Annotated in this window: 14 protein-coding genes and 1 pseudogene; 3 read left to right on the top strand and 12 right to left on the bottom strand. The window is 58.6% G+C overall.

From position 1 onward, the window contains the following. Positions 1 to 105 precede the first annotated feature (105 nt). Together K8W16_RS11240 and K8W16_RS11245 are read left to right on the top strand one after the other, a co-directional pair. Positions 106 to 783 carry a B3/4 domain-containing protein gene (locus K8W16_RS11240; protein ID WP_304123794.1) on the top strand — a complete coding sequence of 226 codons (678 nt, stop codon included), beginning with the start codon at positions 106 to 108 and terminating at the stop codon, positions 781 to 783. Positions 784 to 785: 2 nt separating this feature from the next. Next, a complete protein-coding gene (locus K8W16_RS11245) occupies positions 786 to 1,652 on the top strand; it encodes a DMT family transporter (protein WP_304123923.1) in 867 nt (288 codons plus the stop codon). 68 nt (positions 1,653 to 1,720) lie between these two features. Here K8W16_RS11245 and mgtE read toward each other — a convergent pair whose 3' ends face one another. After that, a complete protein-coding gene (mgtE, locus tag K8W16_RS11250) occupies positions 1,721 to 3,100 on the bottom strand; it encodes a magnesium transporter (RefSeq protein ID WP_304123829.1) in 1,380 nt (459 codons plus the stop codon). A gap of 106 nt (positions 3,101 to 3,206) precedes the next feature. Here mgtE and K8W16_RS11255 point away from each other — a divergent pair, with 106 nt between their 5' ends. Next, entirely contained in the window at positions 3,207 to 3,590 is a 384-nt protein-coding gene (locus K8W16_RS11255; protein ID WP_304123832.1) for a hypothetical protein, read from the top strand. A gap of 389 nt (positions 3,591 to 3,979) precedes the next feature. Here the strand turns inward: K8W16_RS11255 and hisA are convergent, their stop codons facing one another. The 11 genes and pseudogenes from hisA to K8W16_RS11310 all read right to left on the bottom strand — a co-directional run. Then, positions 3,980 to 4,717, bottom strand: coding sequence for a 1-(5-phosphoribosyl)-5-[(5-phosphoribosylamino)methylideneamino]imidazole-4-carboxamide isomerase (gene hisA, locus K8W16_RS11260; protein ID WP_304123835.1), 738 nt, complete (start codon positions 4,715 to 4,717; stop codon positions 3,980 to 3,982). Then, on the bottom strand, positions 4,714 to 5,349 hold the full coding sequence (locus tag K8W16_RS11265) for a nucleoid-structuring protein H-NS (RefSeq protein WP_304123838.1): 636 nt from the start codon (positions 5,347 to 5,349) through the stop codon (positions 4,714 to 4,716). The genes hisA and K8W16_RS11265 overlap by 4 nt, the downstream gene beginning before the upstream one ends. Further along, positions 5,349 to 5,948, bottom strand: a complete 600-nt coding sequence (locus tag K8W16_RS11270) for an imidazoleglycerol-phosphate dehydratase (protein WP_304123839.1) — start codon at positions 5,946 to 5,948, stop codon at positions 5,349 to 5,351. Before K8W16_RS11270 ends, K8W16_RS11265 begins: the two co-directional genes overlap by 1 nt. 2 nt (positions 5,949 to 5,950) lie before the next feature. Continuing rightward, positions 5,951 to 7,117: a twin-arginine translocase subunit TatC gene (gene tatC / locus K8W16_RS11275; protein ID WP_304123842.1), complete on the bottom strand. Its 1,167-nt coding sequence runs from the start codon at positions 7,115 to 7,117 to the stop codon at positions 5,951 to 5,953. 94 nt (positions 7,118 to 7,211) lie between these two features. Beyond that, entirely contained in the window at positions 7,212 to 7,484 is a 273-nt protein-coding gene (gene tatB / locus K8W16_RS11280) for a Sec-independent protein translocase protein TatB (protein WP_304123844.1), read from the bottom strand. 110 nt (positions 7,485 to 7,594) lie between these two features. Beyond that, entirely contained in the window at positions 7,595 to 7,888 is a 294-nt protein-coding gene (locus K8W16_RS11285; protein ID WP_304123847.1) for an MGMT family protein, read from the bottom strand. A gap of 214 nt (positions 7,889 to 8,102) precedes the next feature. Then, complete coding sequence (locus tag K8W16_RS11290) at positions 8,103 to 8,576, bottom strand: GNAT family N-acetyltransferase (protein ID WP_304123850.1); 474 nt, start codon at positions 8,574 to 8,576, stop codon at positions 8,103 to 8,105. A 244-nt stretch (positions 8,577 to 8,820) separates the two neighbouring features. Continuing rightward, complete coding sequence (gene guaA, locus K8W16_RS11295) at positions 8,821 to 9,774, bottom strand: glutamine-hydrolyzing GMP synthase (protein ID WP_369694475.1); 954 nt, start codon at positions 9,772 to 9,774, stop codon at positions 8,821 to 8,823. 65 nt (positions 9,775 to 9,839) lie between these two features. Beyond that, positions 9,840 to 11,399, bottom strand: a complete 1,560-nt coding sequence (gene guaA / locus K8W16_RS11300) for a glutamine-hydrolyzing GMP synthase (RefSeq protein WP_304123855.1) — start codon at positions 11,397 to 11,399, stop codon at positions 9,840 to 9,842. Between the two features lie 57 nt (positions 11,400 to 11,456). Beyond that, a complete protein-coding gene (guaB, locus tag K8W16_RS11305) occupies positions 11,457 to 12,914 on the bottom strand; it encodes an IMP dehydrogenase (protein WP_304123858.1) in 1,458 nt (485 codons plus the stop codon). Positions 12,915 to 13,550: 636 nt separating this feature from the next. Continuing rightward, positions 13,551 to 14,030: pseudogene (locus tag K8W16_RS11310) on the bottom strand (DUF1269 domain-containing protein); the annotation flags it as partial. Positions 14,031 to 14,156: the final 126 nt, after the last annotated feature.

Raw genomic sequence — 14,156 nt, forward strand, 5'->3', positions numbered from 1 at the left:
GAATGGCATTCAAGAGGCCAAGAGTTCAATTCTCTTCATCTCCACCAGAAATTCAGCCGCCTGTACGTACAGGCGGCTTTTTTCATATCTGTGCCGGAGTGAAACATGTGCAGACCTGATATTCGCATTGAGGACGATATTCTTTCCCGATGCCCGGAATGTCGGCTGGGCTGGCTTTGTTATGAGGCTGAGCCTGTGGAAGACGACGCGGCTGTATGGGAGAACCTGGAAGTCTTTCTGCCTCTCCTGAAGACCCGTCTGGAGAAGACGCCGCTCGCCGATATGCCCAACCTCGGAGAATCCAGGCGTGGGTACAAGGCCTGCGGCAAGGATCCGGGACGCTGGCGCGTTTCTTCCGAATCTCTGTATCGTCGCGTGCGCCAGGGCCGTGAGCTGTACCGCATCAACTCCGTGGTGGATGTGAACAACCTTGTTTCTCTGGAAACGGGTTTTTCCTTGGGATCCTACGACAGAGATCATCTGGAAGGAGTCCTTATACTGCGCCGGGGACTGCCCGGGGAAAGCTACGCGGGTATAGGCAAGGATGCCGTGGAGCTTGAGAATATGCCGCTTCTTGCCGACGAGGCGGGCGCAGTGGGCAGCCCCACCAGCGATTCCACCCGGGCCATGGTGACGACAGAGAGCCGCAGGTTTCTTACGGTGATTTATTCCTTTTCTTCCCGCTGTGAAGTGGAAAAGGCGCTCGCACTTGCGTCTTCCCGTTTTGAGAAGCTGGCCGGAGCGCGTGAGATCGTCTGCGGTATTGTGGAGAAGCGCGCGTGAAAATGCTCATGAAGAACCGTGGTTTTTGGGTGGGGAGCGCCTACTGCGTGCTGGCTGCGCTGGCATGGGCTATCATCGGCCCTGTTTCCCGCGTATGCTTTGCGGAAGGCATGGATCCTGCCTCCGTGGCATTCTGGCGCATGGCCATATCCGGGCTGTGCTTTCTTGCGCACGCCGTACTGCGCGGAGGCCTTCATGCCCGGGGACGCGACCTTGTGAGCATGGTGCTCTTCGGCGCGGTCAACGTATCCCTCGTTATTCTGTCCCTTCAGATTTCCATCCAGAAAAGCGGCGGGGCCATTGCCATTATTCTCATGTTCACGGCTCCGGCATGGGTGGCCTTTTTTTCCCGTCTGCTCTTTCACGAGGCTATCAACACGGTGAAGGTGACGGCTCTGGCGCTGGCCATGGCAGGTACCAGCCTGGTCTGTCTTTCCGGCGGGAGCCTCGGGGGGGAAGTGTCCTATATCGGCATAGGCTGTGGACTGCTTTCCGGTTTCACCTATGCCTTCCAGTTCCTTTTTTTCACCTGGTACAAGGACCGTTATTCCACCCAGGAACTTTTTGCCGTCACCTTCCTTCCCGCAGCATTCGTGCTTTCGTTTTTTGCGGAATTCACGGGGATATCGCCGGCGGCGGCAGGCGCGCTTCTCGTGCTCAGCGTTGTGTCTACCTATGTATCCTATTTCTGGTACGGGCAGTCCCTGCGCTACCTTTCCCCTGTGCAGGCCGCCATTTTGGGAAATCTGGAACCGGTGGTGAGCACGCTCCTCTGCTGGTGGCTCTGGAATGAGAATTTCTCCCTCATTGGTTGGGTGGGCTGCGCGCTGGTCATAGGTTCCGTGCTGCTGCTCACGTTGAAGAAATAGTCCGTGAGGGAAGCCCGCTTCCGTCATGCCTTGAAAACGCCTCCTGAAAAGGAGGCGTTTTCCGTTTGTCAGAGCGCAGTCAGCATGTCGCCGAGGAAAAGATAGGCAAAGCTGAAGTAGATGAATACACCGAGCAGGTCCATGATGGACGTGATGAGCGGTGAAGAGAGCGTGGCCGGATCCGTGCCCATGCGGCGGGCAAGAAAGGGCAGGACAAGGCCGATGACGCCTCCGGCCATGGTGCAGACGAACATGCTGAGCGACACGGTGATGAGGACGTCGAGGCCTATCCCTTTGGAAAACCAGGCCAGCACTCCTTCCAGAACGGCTACAGTGAGGCCGAGGGTGCAGGCAACGGGAAGTTCCCTCCTCAGAACCCGCCGCATATCCGCAAAGCAAAGCTTCACGTCGCCCACGGCCATGGCCCGAATAACCAGTGTGGCGGACTGACTGCCCGTATTGCCGCCCATGTCCACAATAGGCGCGATGAAGGCGGCGAGCACTATGACTTTGGAGAGTATTTCTTCCTGTGCGGCGACGAAGCTGCTGGTGATGACGCCGAATACGGTGAGGAAAAGGAGCCAGAATACGCGCACCTTGAACATGACTGCAAGAGGTGAGTGCAGAATATCCAGATCGGTGTCGTCAGCCGTGGCCGTACCGCCGAAACGGGCCAGCTGTGCGGCATCCTGTTCCTTTTCCATGTCCATGGCATCGTCGACGGTAATGATGCCCATCATTTTGTTGTCTTCATCCATGACGGGCAGCGCCAGAAGATCATATCGGCGGATCATTTCCGTGGATCGGGAGCGGGGCCATGAGGCACGCACGGAAACGGGACGGCGGCGCATGATGCTTTCCATCGTAGCATCGTCGTCGGCAAGTAGAAGTTCCCGGAGCGATACCGTACCGAGAAGATGTTTTTCCTCATCGAGCACATAGACGATATAGATGGTTTCACTGCCGCGCGCTGCGGTCCAGACGGTTTTCAGAGCCGCGGCGACCCGTGTTTCTGCATGCACGGAAATATATTCGGAAGTGGTGGCTGAGCCGGTGCTTTCTTCAGGAAAGGCCGCCAGCTTGAGCATGTCGTCGCGGATTTCTTTTTCCAGGCTGGGGAGCAGGTCCCGCCTTGCCTGCGCGTCAAGCAGCCCGTAGATATCGGCGCGTTCGTCGGAAGGAAGAGATTGCAGCAGCCGAGCCGCTTCGCTCTGGTCCATATCGTGAAACAGGGCTGCCTGGAGTTCTTCGGAAAAGTAGCAAAACAGGGCTGCGGCCGTTTCGTCGTCCAGACTTTTCAGTACATCAAGCATGACGGGGCGCGGAAGTACGGCAAGCTTTTCCGCCATGTCGGAGGGGTGGATGTTTTCCGCCGTTTCCAGAAATGCGTGGAAATGGCGGTCCAGAGACAGTTCGCGGAGGGAGAGCAGAATATCCTTACGGGTCATGGCGGTTCCTCTTGGATGGGTGTTGCGGTGGAAGAAGCGAAGGGCAGGGACGAACAACGGGTACTGTCTGCGTGACTATCCATGGAAGGCTCCTTGAGGAAAAAGGATGAAGGGAACACCGGCGCATCCGGCACAGAGCGTGCGTGCGGAGGAGTGTTTGCCGGAGCGGCTCGGGAGTTTGGGTGCGAAGGGCGGCATTCTTTGTCGTGCTGCAAGGTACGCCTGCCGCCGCGCCGTTTTCGGCCGCTTTCGTTTTTTTTTCGGAACGATCATGGCGGCGGAGAGAATCCGGCATGTTTTTTGTGAAGAAGGGAACGGGAAAGACGTTCAGAGCATCGCGGCAGGACGTGCCGCGACGGACGTTTGTCCTTGCAGGTTTAGCTTTCGGCGTACCGACGCGAGGGAGGCAGAAAAGGGCGCGAGAAAAGATACCGCGCAGCGCAAAGGACGCTTCGGGCTGAAGAGCATATCAGAGAAGGAAAAAGCATAGGGTCTCCTCGTCGGGCTGCACAGCCTGCGGGGAGAAGATCGCAAGGCGTCAGCTCAGGGCGTTGAAGGGGACGACTGGTTGACTGTGACAGTCAGCGGACATGGGAACTTCCTTGCGTTAATGGGTTGATGAACAGGCTCTAGCTTGGGAAAGGCCCGTATGTCAAGTTCTAACAGGTCGTATTTCCGATAAAAATTGTCTTTTCCAGAGGGAAGAAAGGGCGGGGATGTGGGTGCTGAAAAAGGCAGGTGAGGCGGCGCGAAGTCCTGAAAAGGGCGCAAGCGGGCGTTTTTCAAGGGGCGCTGTCCCGGGTACCTATGGAGCGGAGTGTTCAGCAAAAAAATCCCGCGCTTTTCGTGCACGGGTTCTTTTTTGTATAGGAGGGAAGTTCAGGCTTTCTGCGCGCGTATCCAGGCCATGGCTTCGGGCAGATCCAGAGTGCCTTCGTAAATGGCACGTCCGGAAATGGCCCCCTGAAGATGAGCCTCCACGCTGAGGGGGTAGAGGGCCTTGATATCGTCCAGCGTGGCCACGCCGCCCGCAGCCACCACAGGTACGGGACTTGTCTGGGCAAGATGCGTGAGCATGGGCATGTTTACGCCGCTCTGCATACCGTCTCGGGCGATATCGGTATAGACGATGAAGGCCGTCCCGTCGTCTACAAGGCGGGGCATGACTTCATCCACCGTAAGTCCGGCATCCGTCACCCAGCCGCGCGTTTTGAGCCGTCCGTCCACGGCATCCAGGGAAACGCCTATCCTGCCGGGAAAGAGAGCACAGAGCCTTGCGTATTCCTTGGGTTTTTCCAGTGCCATAGTGCCGATGATGAGGCGGGTCACGCCTGCGTCGAACCACATGCGCGCAGCTTTTTCATCGCGGACACCTCCGCCGAGCTCGATGGGAATGTCGAGCGCTTTGCTGATACGGGCCACAAGGTCGGCATTGACGCTTCTGCCTTGAAAGGCTCCATCCAGGTCGATGAGGTGCAGCCATTCTGCGCCCTGGTTCTGCCAGTGCAGGGCGGCTTCCACGGGATCGTCGTTGAAAATGGTGGATTCTTCGGCTCTGCCCTGCTTCAGGCGCACGGCCTTGCCGTTCTGCAGATCCACCGCAGGGAAGATGATCATAGGCCGAATTCCTCCACAGCCTTGTCCATGCCTTCCGCAGCAAGTTCCACCGCCGTGAGCCAGCTTCCGCCACGGCGGAAGAAGGAGCCTATTTTGGTGATATCACTGGTAAGGGGCTTCTGCTCCTCGGCATAATGGCTGCGCATGACAAGAGTAACGGGCTCGCGCGCGTCGATGAGGTAGAAGTCTTCATTGACGGAGGCGGCGGAAATGACGCCGGCCTTGCCGCCCACGCGCTCTTGCAGGGTGATGACCTGCGGCACGACGATCATGTCGGCTCCGGCAGCTCTGGCGCGCGTGGCCCAGGTAACGAGGGCGTTGCGGCGGCCGCGCGCATCTCTGGCCATGTCGCCGCTGATGTCGGCGTCGCTCAGAAAGACATAGGAGCGTTTGCCGTTTTTCAGTTTTTCATGGAAAAGGGCATCCAGGCTCGCCAGGGTTTCTTCGGAAATTTTCTTCTGGTCTTCAGGAATGAAGCCGGAAAGAAGTTCCGTGGTCTGCGTAGGCTGGGTAAAGGGCGCCACGGCCACGACAAGATCGGACATGATGAGGCGTTGCTGTTCGGGGGCCTTCTGGCAGCCGGCCAGCAGGCAGAGGCTGCACAAGGCAAGAAGGAAATGGCGGAAAAGCATCAGTCAAGACTCCCCTTGGTGCTGGGCATACGGTCGTTGCTGCGTCGTACAGCCTGCGCCAGCGCAAGGCCCAGCCCCTTGGCGGCGGATTCCAGAAGATGATGGCCGTTCTTGCCGTACTGGAATGAGATATGAAGGTTACACTGCGCCGAGGAGGCGAAAGCCTTGTAGAACTCCCGCCATACGTCTTTTTCTTCCCCCGCCATGACGGGGGGGAGCATCTCGTCGCCGCGAAACTCCAGCCACGGGCGGCCCGAGAGATCCAGCGTCACCTCGGCCAGGGCTTCGTCCATGGGAACTCTCGCCCAGCCCACGCGGGCTATACCCTTCCTGTCGCCGAGAGCCTCACGCAGCGCTTTGCCGAGGCACAGGGCCACGTCTTCCGTGGTGTGGTGTGCATCCACATGCATATCGCCCGAGCAGGTGAGACGAAGGTCGAATCCGGCCCAGAAGGCCGTGAGAGTAAGCATGTGGTCGAGCATTCCGAAACCTGTGGAAACCGTGCAGCTGCCCGTCCCTTCCAGGAGAAGTTCCAGCCGAACCGAGGTCTCCCCGGTGGAGCGCGCAAGGGACGAGGCGCGTGCGGGATATTCCGCCATGATCAGGCCTCCTTCTTTTCTTCGGCGTTTTCCGAGGGTTTGCCGGGATCTTTCTTTTTATAAGCCACGGCCGAGACATAGATGCTTACTTCGTAGAGAAGCAGCATGGGCAGGGCCATGAGGCACTGGGAAAAAACATCCGGCGGGGTGAGAATGGCGGCCACAATGAAGATGAGCAGAATGGCGTAACGTCTTGTCCTGCGCATGAACTCGGGCGTAAGAATACCGAAGCGCGAAAGGAAGTACGCGAACAGGGGCATCTCGAACACCAGTCCGAAGGCGATGAGGAGCTTGAGCGCGAAGCTCAGGTATTCCTCCACCGAAATCATGGGCACGATGGTCTCCGTAGCAAAGCCCATGAAGAACTTGAAGGCGATGGGAAAGACCAGGAAGAAGCAGAACGCCGCACCCGACAGGAAGAATATGGAAGAGAAAAAGGCCAAGGGCAGTACGGCCCGCTTTTCTTCCCGGTAGAGCCCGGGCGCGATGAAGGCCCAGATCTGGTAGAAGCTGAAGGGACTTGTACCGAACAGAGAAGCCACGAGAGCCACCTTCATGTAGGTGAAGAAGGCTCCCTGGGGCGAGGTGTAGATAAGCTTGCTGCCTTCGGGCATGCAGGCCTGAAGCGGCGCGGAGAGAAAACCGTACAGCGCTTCGGACACGCCGTAAAAAGCCACGAAACCGAGAATAACGATGATGACGATACGGAAAAGCCTGCGCCGAAGTTCGTTGAGATGCCCCATGATGCTCATGGGCACGTCGTCTTCCGCTCCTTCTTCTTCGTCGTCATAGGAGTCTTTTTTCTCTTCCGGTTTTTCCGGGGCTTGGAAGGCCGCGAAGGCAGGCACGTTGCTCTCGGCGGCAGTTTTTTCTTCCGTCTTTGCCTCTTCTGGTTCCTTGGTTCCGCCTTCTTCGTTGTGTTCCGCAAAGAGATCCAGGGGGCCATGGGGGCTGCCGTCGTCGGAAATATCGGAAGAGGCGCCGTCTGCGTCTTCCCCGCCTTCCGTCAAGCCGCCTTCATCCTGTCCGGTTTTTTCTTGCGGCTCCGTGGCGGGGTTTTCGGCGTCGTTTTCAGGGACAGGGCTTTCAGGAGCCTCAGAATTGTCCTCATGAGAGAATTCGTACCCTGTGGAAGCGGCCGAGGCTGCGGCTGCATAATAGGAGGCCATATCCGGCTCAGCCTTTTCGCCGATGCCGGAAGAGAGCCCTTCACCCTGCGCGGGAGGCGTGGGGCAGCCCTGATTTTCCCTGCCGTTTGCCTGCTCAGGCCTTCTTTTCCGTATCCGTCTCAGCATTTCTGACCTGCGCGGCTTTTTCTGTTTCGGCTTCGGCGGCCTTTTTGGCCTTGGCCTTTTCCGCCTCTTCTTCAAAGGCTATTTCCGTATTGAGAGTACGCTGGAATTCCGTGGAAACACGGCGGAATTCGCCCATGGCGCGGCCGAGGGTATGGGCGATTTTGGGCAGGTTCTTGGGTCCGAGAACCAGAAGAGCCACAACCAGGATGACCAGCAATTCTGTGCTGCCGATGCCAAACATCTATAAAAACTCCTCAAGAGGGTTATCTCTCCGTCAGTTTTGGACGGTAGCATATCGTTTGTGGGCCTTCAAGTGCATCCTTGGGGCCGGATAGGGGCGGAAGGGCCTGCTCAGTCGCCGTCAAAGTATCTGCGAAGGGCGCGCCCCTCGTCGTCGAAGGTGACGCCCTCTTTTTCCAGAAGGCGGCGCTGCCTCGCCGTGCTTTCCGGGGAAAGCTCGGGAAGGGAGCCGTCTTTTCGGAGCACTCTGTGCCAGGGCACATCCTCCGGGCAGGCATGCATGGCCCAGCCGACCTGTCGCGCCATGCGCGGGTTCCCTGCGAGAAAGGCTACCTGCCCGTAGCTTATGACCTGCCCTGGCGGCACGGAGCGGACAACGGCATAAACTCTTTCAAAAAAGTTCATAAAGGACTCACAGTTGCAGGAAAGAGGGGTGCGGTGCCCGGCTTTTCCGGGCCGGAGATGCGGCACGGACAACACTGGAAAAGGCTTGGAACGAAAAGGGAGCGGGGAGGGAAAAATTTGCTTTGGCGTGCTTCCGTATTTTTGTCGTGCGCCGCCTTTGCCGAAGGCCGCGTCTTGTGCGAAACCATGCGCGGCGTGCGGCAAAAGCGGCGCGTCAGAACACATATTCCATGACCATGTCTTCTCCCTGCTCTCTGGCGACGCGGTAACCGAGCCTGATGTACAGGGCTGCGGCGGGGTTGGCCTTATGTACGGAAAGGGAGGTTCGCCTGTATCCCCGGGCTTGCAGCTCCCTGAGCATGCGCCTTATGAGCGCCGTGCCCAACCCCCTGCCGCGACTGGTTGTATACAGGGAAACGGCAAGTTCCGGCGTTTCGTCGTCCACATGGCCGAAACCGTGCATGAGGCGCGTCCATGCCGCGCCCACCACATTGCCGTCCTTCTCTATGCAGAAACAGAGATCGCCCTTTCTTGTGCCGAAGCCTTCGATGTAGGCGTAAAGAGCGGGGGAGCGGATGATGCTCCGGGGGGCTTTTTTTCTCCCTTCTTTCTGGAACACGGCTTCATAGAGGAAATCTTCCAGAAGCGGATATTCGTTTTCCTTCATGGGGCGGATGAGGCAGGACATGGCGTTTTCCCGGGGCTGCGCTTTTGAGGATGCTTTTCTGCCGGAGCAGCGGCCCGCACCGGGGCGGGACGGGCGAGGGGAAAGAAGGATGAAAGAGATTCCGCACCATCGGCAGGCATGCTTTTATGAAGAAGCGTCGCCTTCACCGGGCATCGTCTTTGAGGGGCAATACGCGAAAGGGAGCGTAGCCGGACTCTTCGGGATGCGAAAAGCCCCGGAGGCCTTAGGCTTCCGGGGCGGAGTTTTATTCCCATTCAATGGTGCCCACGGGCTTCGGAGTGAGGTCGTAAAGCACGCGGTTCACGCCTTTTACTTCATGGGTGATACGGTCGGTAATGTGCTGCAGAAGAGCGAAGGGCACGTCTTCCACCGTGGCGGTCATGGCGTCCACAGTGTTGACGGCACGGATGATCACCGGATAGGCGAAGGTACGCTTGCCGTCGGACACTCCCACGGACTTGAAGTTCGGCACCACGGTGAAGTACTGCCACACCTTGCCTTCCAGACCGTTTTTGGCGAATTCCTCGCGCAGTATGGCGTCGGATTCGCGCACGGCTTCGAGGCGGTCGCGGGTAATGGCGCCGAGGCAGCGTACGCCGAGACCGGGACCGGGGAAGGGCTGGCGGTATACCATGCCGTCGGGCAGGCCGAGGGCCTTGCCCACTACGCGCACTTCATCCTTGAACAGGAACTTCAGCGGTTCCACCAGGGAGAACTGCAGGTCTTCGGGCAGGCCGCCCACGTTGTGGTGGGCCTTGACGGTGCCGCTTTCCAGAATATCGGGGTAAATGGTGCCCTGGGCCAGGAATTCGATGCCTTCCTGCTTACGGGCTTCTTCTTCAAACACACGGATGAATTCCGCGCCGATGATCTTGCGCTTCTGCTCCGGTTCGGCCACGCCGTCGAGCTTGTTCAGGAAGCGCTCCACGGCGTCCACATACACGAGGTTGGCGTTCATCTGGTTGCGGAAGACTTCGATCACCTGTTCCGGTTCGCCCTTGCGCAGAAGGCCGTGATTGACGTGTACGCAGACAAGCTGCTGACCGACGGCCTTGATGAGCAGGGCGGCTACCACGGAGGAATCGACGCCGCCGGAAAGGGCAAGCAGCACTTTCTTGTCGCCTATTTGTTCTCTCAGGGCTTTCACCTGTTCGTCGATGAAGGCCTTGGCGAGAGCCTCGGTGTTGATGCGGGCCATGGATTCAGGGCGGACATTGCTGGACATGATATTCTCCTCAGAGGAAGGATGGAAGGTTCTCTGGATTATTCCCATTCGATGGTGGACGGAGGCTTGGAGGAAATGTCGTACACCACGCGGTTGACGCCCTTCACTTCATTGATGATGCGGCCGGAAATTCTGGCCAGAAGGTCGTCGGGCAGGCGTGCCCAGTCTGCCGTCATGGCGTCCACGCTTTCCACGATACGGAGCGCGACGACGTGTTCATAGGTGCGTCCGTCGCCCATGACGCCCACGGTCTTGAGGGGCAGAAGCACGGCAAAGCCCTGCCATACCTTGCGGTACCAGCCGGAAGAGCGCAGCTCGTCCATGACGATGACGTCTGCCTTGCGCAGAATGTCCAGGCGTTCCCTGGTCACTTCGCCGATGATGCGTATGGCCAGCCCCGGGCCGGGGAAGGGATGACGCCAGAGTATGGATTCGGGAATACCGAGTTCCGCACCCACGGCGCGTACTTCGTCCTTGAAGAGCTCGCGCAACGGTTCGATGAGCTTCATGTTCATCTTCGCCGGAAGGCCGCCCACATTGTGATGGCTTTTGATGACGGCGCTCGGGCCCTTGTAGGACACGGATTCGATGACGTCGGGATAAAGAGTACCCTGGGCAAGGAATTTCACGTCGTGCCCGGCATCCTTGATAGCCGTGGCTTCCTTGTCGAAGACGTCGATGAAGGTATGGCCGATGATCTTGCGTTTTTTCTCCGGGTCATCCACGCCGGAAAGAAGGCTGAGGAAAAGGTCGGCGGCCTGAACATACTTGAGGTTCAGGTCGAAGTGTTCGCGCAGGTATCCCACCACCTGTTCGCCTTCGTTCTGGCGGAGTACGCCGTTGTCCACGAAAATGCAGTGCAGCTGATGCCCGATAGCCTTGTGGAGCAGCACGGCCACTACGGTGGAGTCCACGCCGCCGGAAAGGGCGCAGATGACGTGGCTTTCGCCCACAGTTTCACGTACATCCCTGACCACGCGCTCCACAAAGGAGCTCATGGTCCAGTCGGGCGTGATGTGCGCCACGCTGAAGAGGAAGTTCTGGATCATTCGCGCGCCCTCTTCGGAGTGATGCACTTCGGGGTGGAACTGCAGGGCGTAGATGCCGCGTTCCTCGCAGCTCATGGCGGCCACATCCAGCGTGGCGGTGCGCGCGGTGACGATAAAACCGGGCGGGGGGGTCTTCACCTTGTCGCCGTGGGACATCCACACACGGGAATTTTTTCCCCGGGCGAAGCTTTCCATGCCTTTCCATAGGGCACAGTCAGCAACTTTTTCCAGGTCGGCAGGGCCGTATTCCCGGGTCTGGGACTGGGCAAGTTCTCCGCCGAGTTCATGGGCAAGCAGCTGCATGCCGTAGCAGATGCCGAGCACGGGCACGCCGAGAGAGAGAATACCTTTGTCGAGGCGGGGAGCGTCTTTTTCGCCCACACTGGCCGGGCCTCCGGAAAGAATGACGGCGTCGGGGCGCATGGCGGCCACTTCTTCGGCGGCGATCACGCAGGGATGGATTTCGGAATAAACCCCGGCCTCACGCACGCGCCGGGCGATGAGCTGCGTGACCTGGGAGCCGAAGTCGAGAATGATGACTTTGGACATGAGTGTTCCAGAAATTGAGGCCCTGCCCCGCCTGTGCAGGCTGGGCAGGGCCGTTTTTTAGTTTTCGACCTTGTAGTTGGGGGCTTCCTTGGTGATGATGACGTCATGCACATGGCTCTCGCGCAGGCCGGAAGCGGAAATTTCCACCATGTGGGCCTTCTCGTGCAGTTCGTCCAGCGTGGCCGCGCCCAGGTAGCCCATGCCGGAGCGCAGGCCGCCCACAAGCTGGAATACGGTGTCCGCCACGGGGCCGCGCGCGGGCACGCGGCCTACGATGCCTTCGGGGACCAGTTTCTTGGTGGGGTTCTGGAAATAGCGGTCCGCGCTGCCGGAACGCATGGCGTCGATGGAGCCCATGCCGCGGTAGGTCTTGTAGGCGCGGCCCTGGTAGAGGATGGTTTCGCCCGGGCTTTCATCGGTGCCGGCGAGCATGCTGCCGATCATGACGGAGTGCGCGCCGCAGGCAAGGGCCTTGACAATATCGCCGGAGAATTTGAGCCCGCCGTCGGCGATGCAGCAGCGGTCGGCTTCGCGGGCGGCGCGGCTGCCTTCCATGACGGCCGTGACCTGGGGCACGCCCACGCCCGCTACTACGCGGGTAGTGCAGATGGAGCCGGGGCCGATGCCCACCTTCACAGTGTCGGCGCCGGCCTTGATGAGGGCCTTCGCGCCTTCATAGGTGGCGATATTGCCCGCGATGAGCTGGCAGTTCGGGAAGGTGGAGCGCAGCATTTCCACACTGCGCAGTACGTTGGCGGAATGGCCGTGGGCGCAGTCGAGCACGATGACGTCCGCACCGGCGGCAAGAAGTTCGGAGGCGCGGTATTCGCAGTCCTTGCTGATGCTTACCGCTGCGCCTACGCGCAGGCGGCCCTTGTCGTCCTTGCTGGCGAAGGGGTACTGCTGCACTTTGTCGATATCCTTCATGGTGATGAGGCCGCGCAGCTGGCGGTTCTCATCCACCACGAGGAGCTTTTCTATGCGGTGGGCGTGCAGATGATGCTTGGCTTCATCGAGGGTGGTGCCCACAGGGACGGTGACGAGGTTTTCGCGGGTCATCACTTCGCAGACGAGAGTGGTCTGCGGTTCGGTGACGAAGCGCACGTCGCGGTTGGTCAGGATGCCCACAAGAGCGCTGTTTTTCACCACAGGCAGGCCGGAGACGCGGAAATCGGACATGAGATCCAGGGCGTGCTGCACCGTGTCGTCGGGGGCGACGGTGACGGGGTCGAGGATCATACCGCTTTCGGACTTTTTGACCTTTTCCACTTCAAGGCGCTGGCGGGCAACGTCCATATTCTTGTGGATGATGCCGATGCCGCCCTGACGGGCCATGGAGATGGCCATTTCCGCTTCCGTCACGGTATCCATGGCGGCGGAGATGAAGGGTACGCCCAGCTTGATGCTGGGAGTCAGCCATGCCGACACATCGACCATGTCCGGCGTGACTTCCGAATATTCGGGAACCAGAAGGACATCGTCGAATGTCAATGCCTTGCCAAGCACAGTGGCCATATTTTCCTCCAGGGTTGGATTAAATTCGGAAAAAGATAGGTCAGAATATCTACGACCCCTGCCCCTGTCAACATCGGAAGGGTGACTCCCCGGGCAGGTGCGTCCGCCGCGGGTCTTTCTCGGGAAAAGAGGAAAGTTTACGCTTTTCCGCTTATTGTGCAGGGACAGGGAGCTTTTCTCCCCGGAGGAAAAAGGGTAAAAAAAGCCGGGAAAGATTCCCGGCCTGTATGGTTCGCTTAAGGAACCATGAGATCAGCAGCGCAGATTGGAATTTCTGTCGGCATTTCTGGAAATAGCTTCTTCCGCCGGGTCACATTCATTTTCGGGAGTTTCTTCTTTTTCAGCGGGAGCGCAGCGCAGGTTGGAAGACTTGCCGGCATTTCTGGAAATGGCTTCTTCGGCAGCGTCACATTCGGCGTTGGTGGGGTAGGTCTTCACGGGAGCGGCTTCTTCGGCAGCGTCTCCGCAGCGGAGATTGGAGCTTCTGCCGGCATTTCTGGAAATGGCTTCTTCGGCAGCGTCACATTCGTTTTCGGGTTCTTCCTTTGCGGGGGCGTCGTTGCAGCGCAGATTGGAAGATTTGCCGGCGTTCCGGGAAATGGTCGATTCCACGGAGTCACATTCATGGTCGTCGTCGCTTTCCATCGCCTTGCGCAGGCGTTCTTCATCTTCATGGGAGAGAGAGGTCTGAATAATGGTGCCGCCTGTACCCTCCAGTTCCTGAAGGGCCTTGTCCAGAGTGATGCTGCGGAAGAGGATGAAGAGCATGGAGCCGCCGGGCTTGAGGTTCTGCCCCAGGTTCTTCATGAACTGATCGTCGATACCTGCGTCGGCCAGTGCGCCGGAAAGCGCGCCCGCTCCAGCTCCTACCGCCGCACCGAGCAGGGGATTCATGAAAAGCAGGCCGATCAGAAGGCCCCAGAAGCCGCCGGAAACGGCGCCCGCTCCGGTGAGATTATACAGCTGCAGCAGTTTTACCTTGCCGTTTTCCTTACGTATGGCAATAACGGCATCTTCCAGATCGACGAGATATTCCTTCTGCATTTTAAGAAGGCGCAGACGCACTTCTTCTGCCTGAAACTCATTAGGATAGGCAACAACAACAAGTGTACTCATGGAACCTCCTTTTTTTTCTTCTATAGCAGGAGCGGAGAAAAAATCCATGAGTTTTGTGAAAGGAACGTGGGGGCATCGCAAGTTTATTTTTCAACAAGCGTATGAAAAGAGAAGTCCTTTCTTCTC

Origin of the sequence: Mailhella massiliensis (assembly GCF_020741395.1) — a bacterium.
In the GTDB taxonomy this organism is placed as follows: Bacteria; Desulfobacterota; Desulfovibrionia; order Desulfovibrionales; family Desulfovibrionaceae; genus Mailhella; species Mailhella massiliensis_A.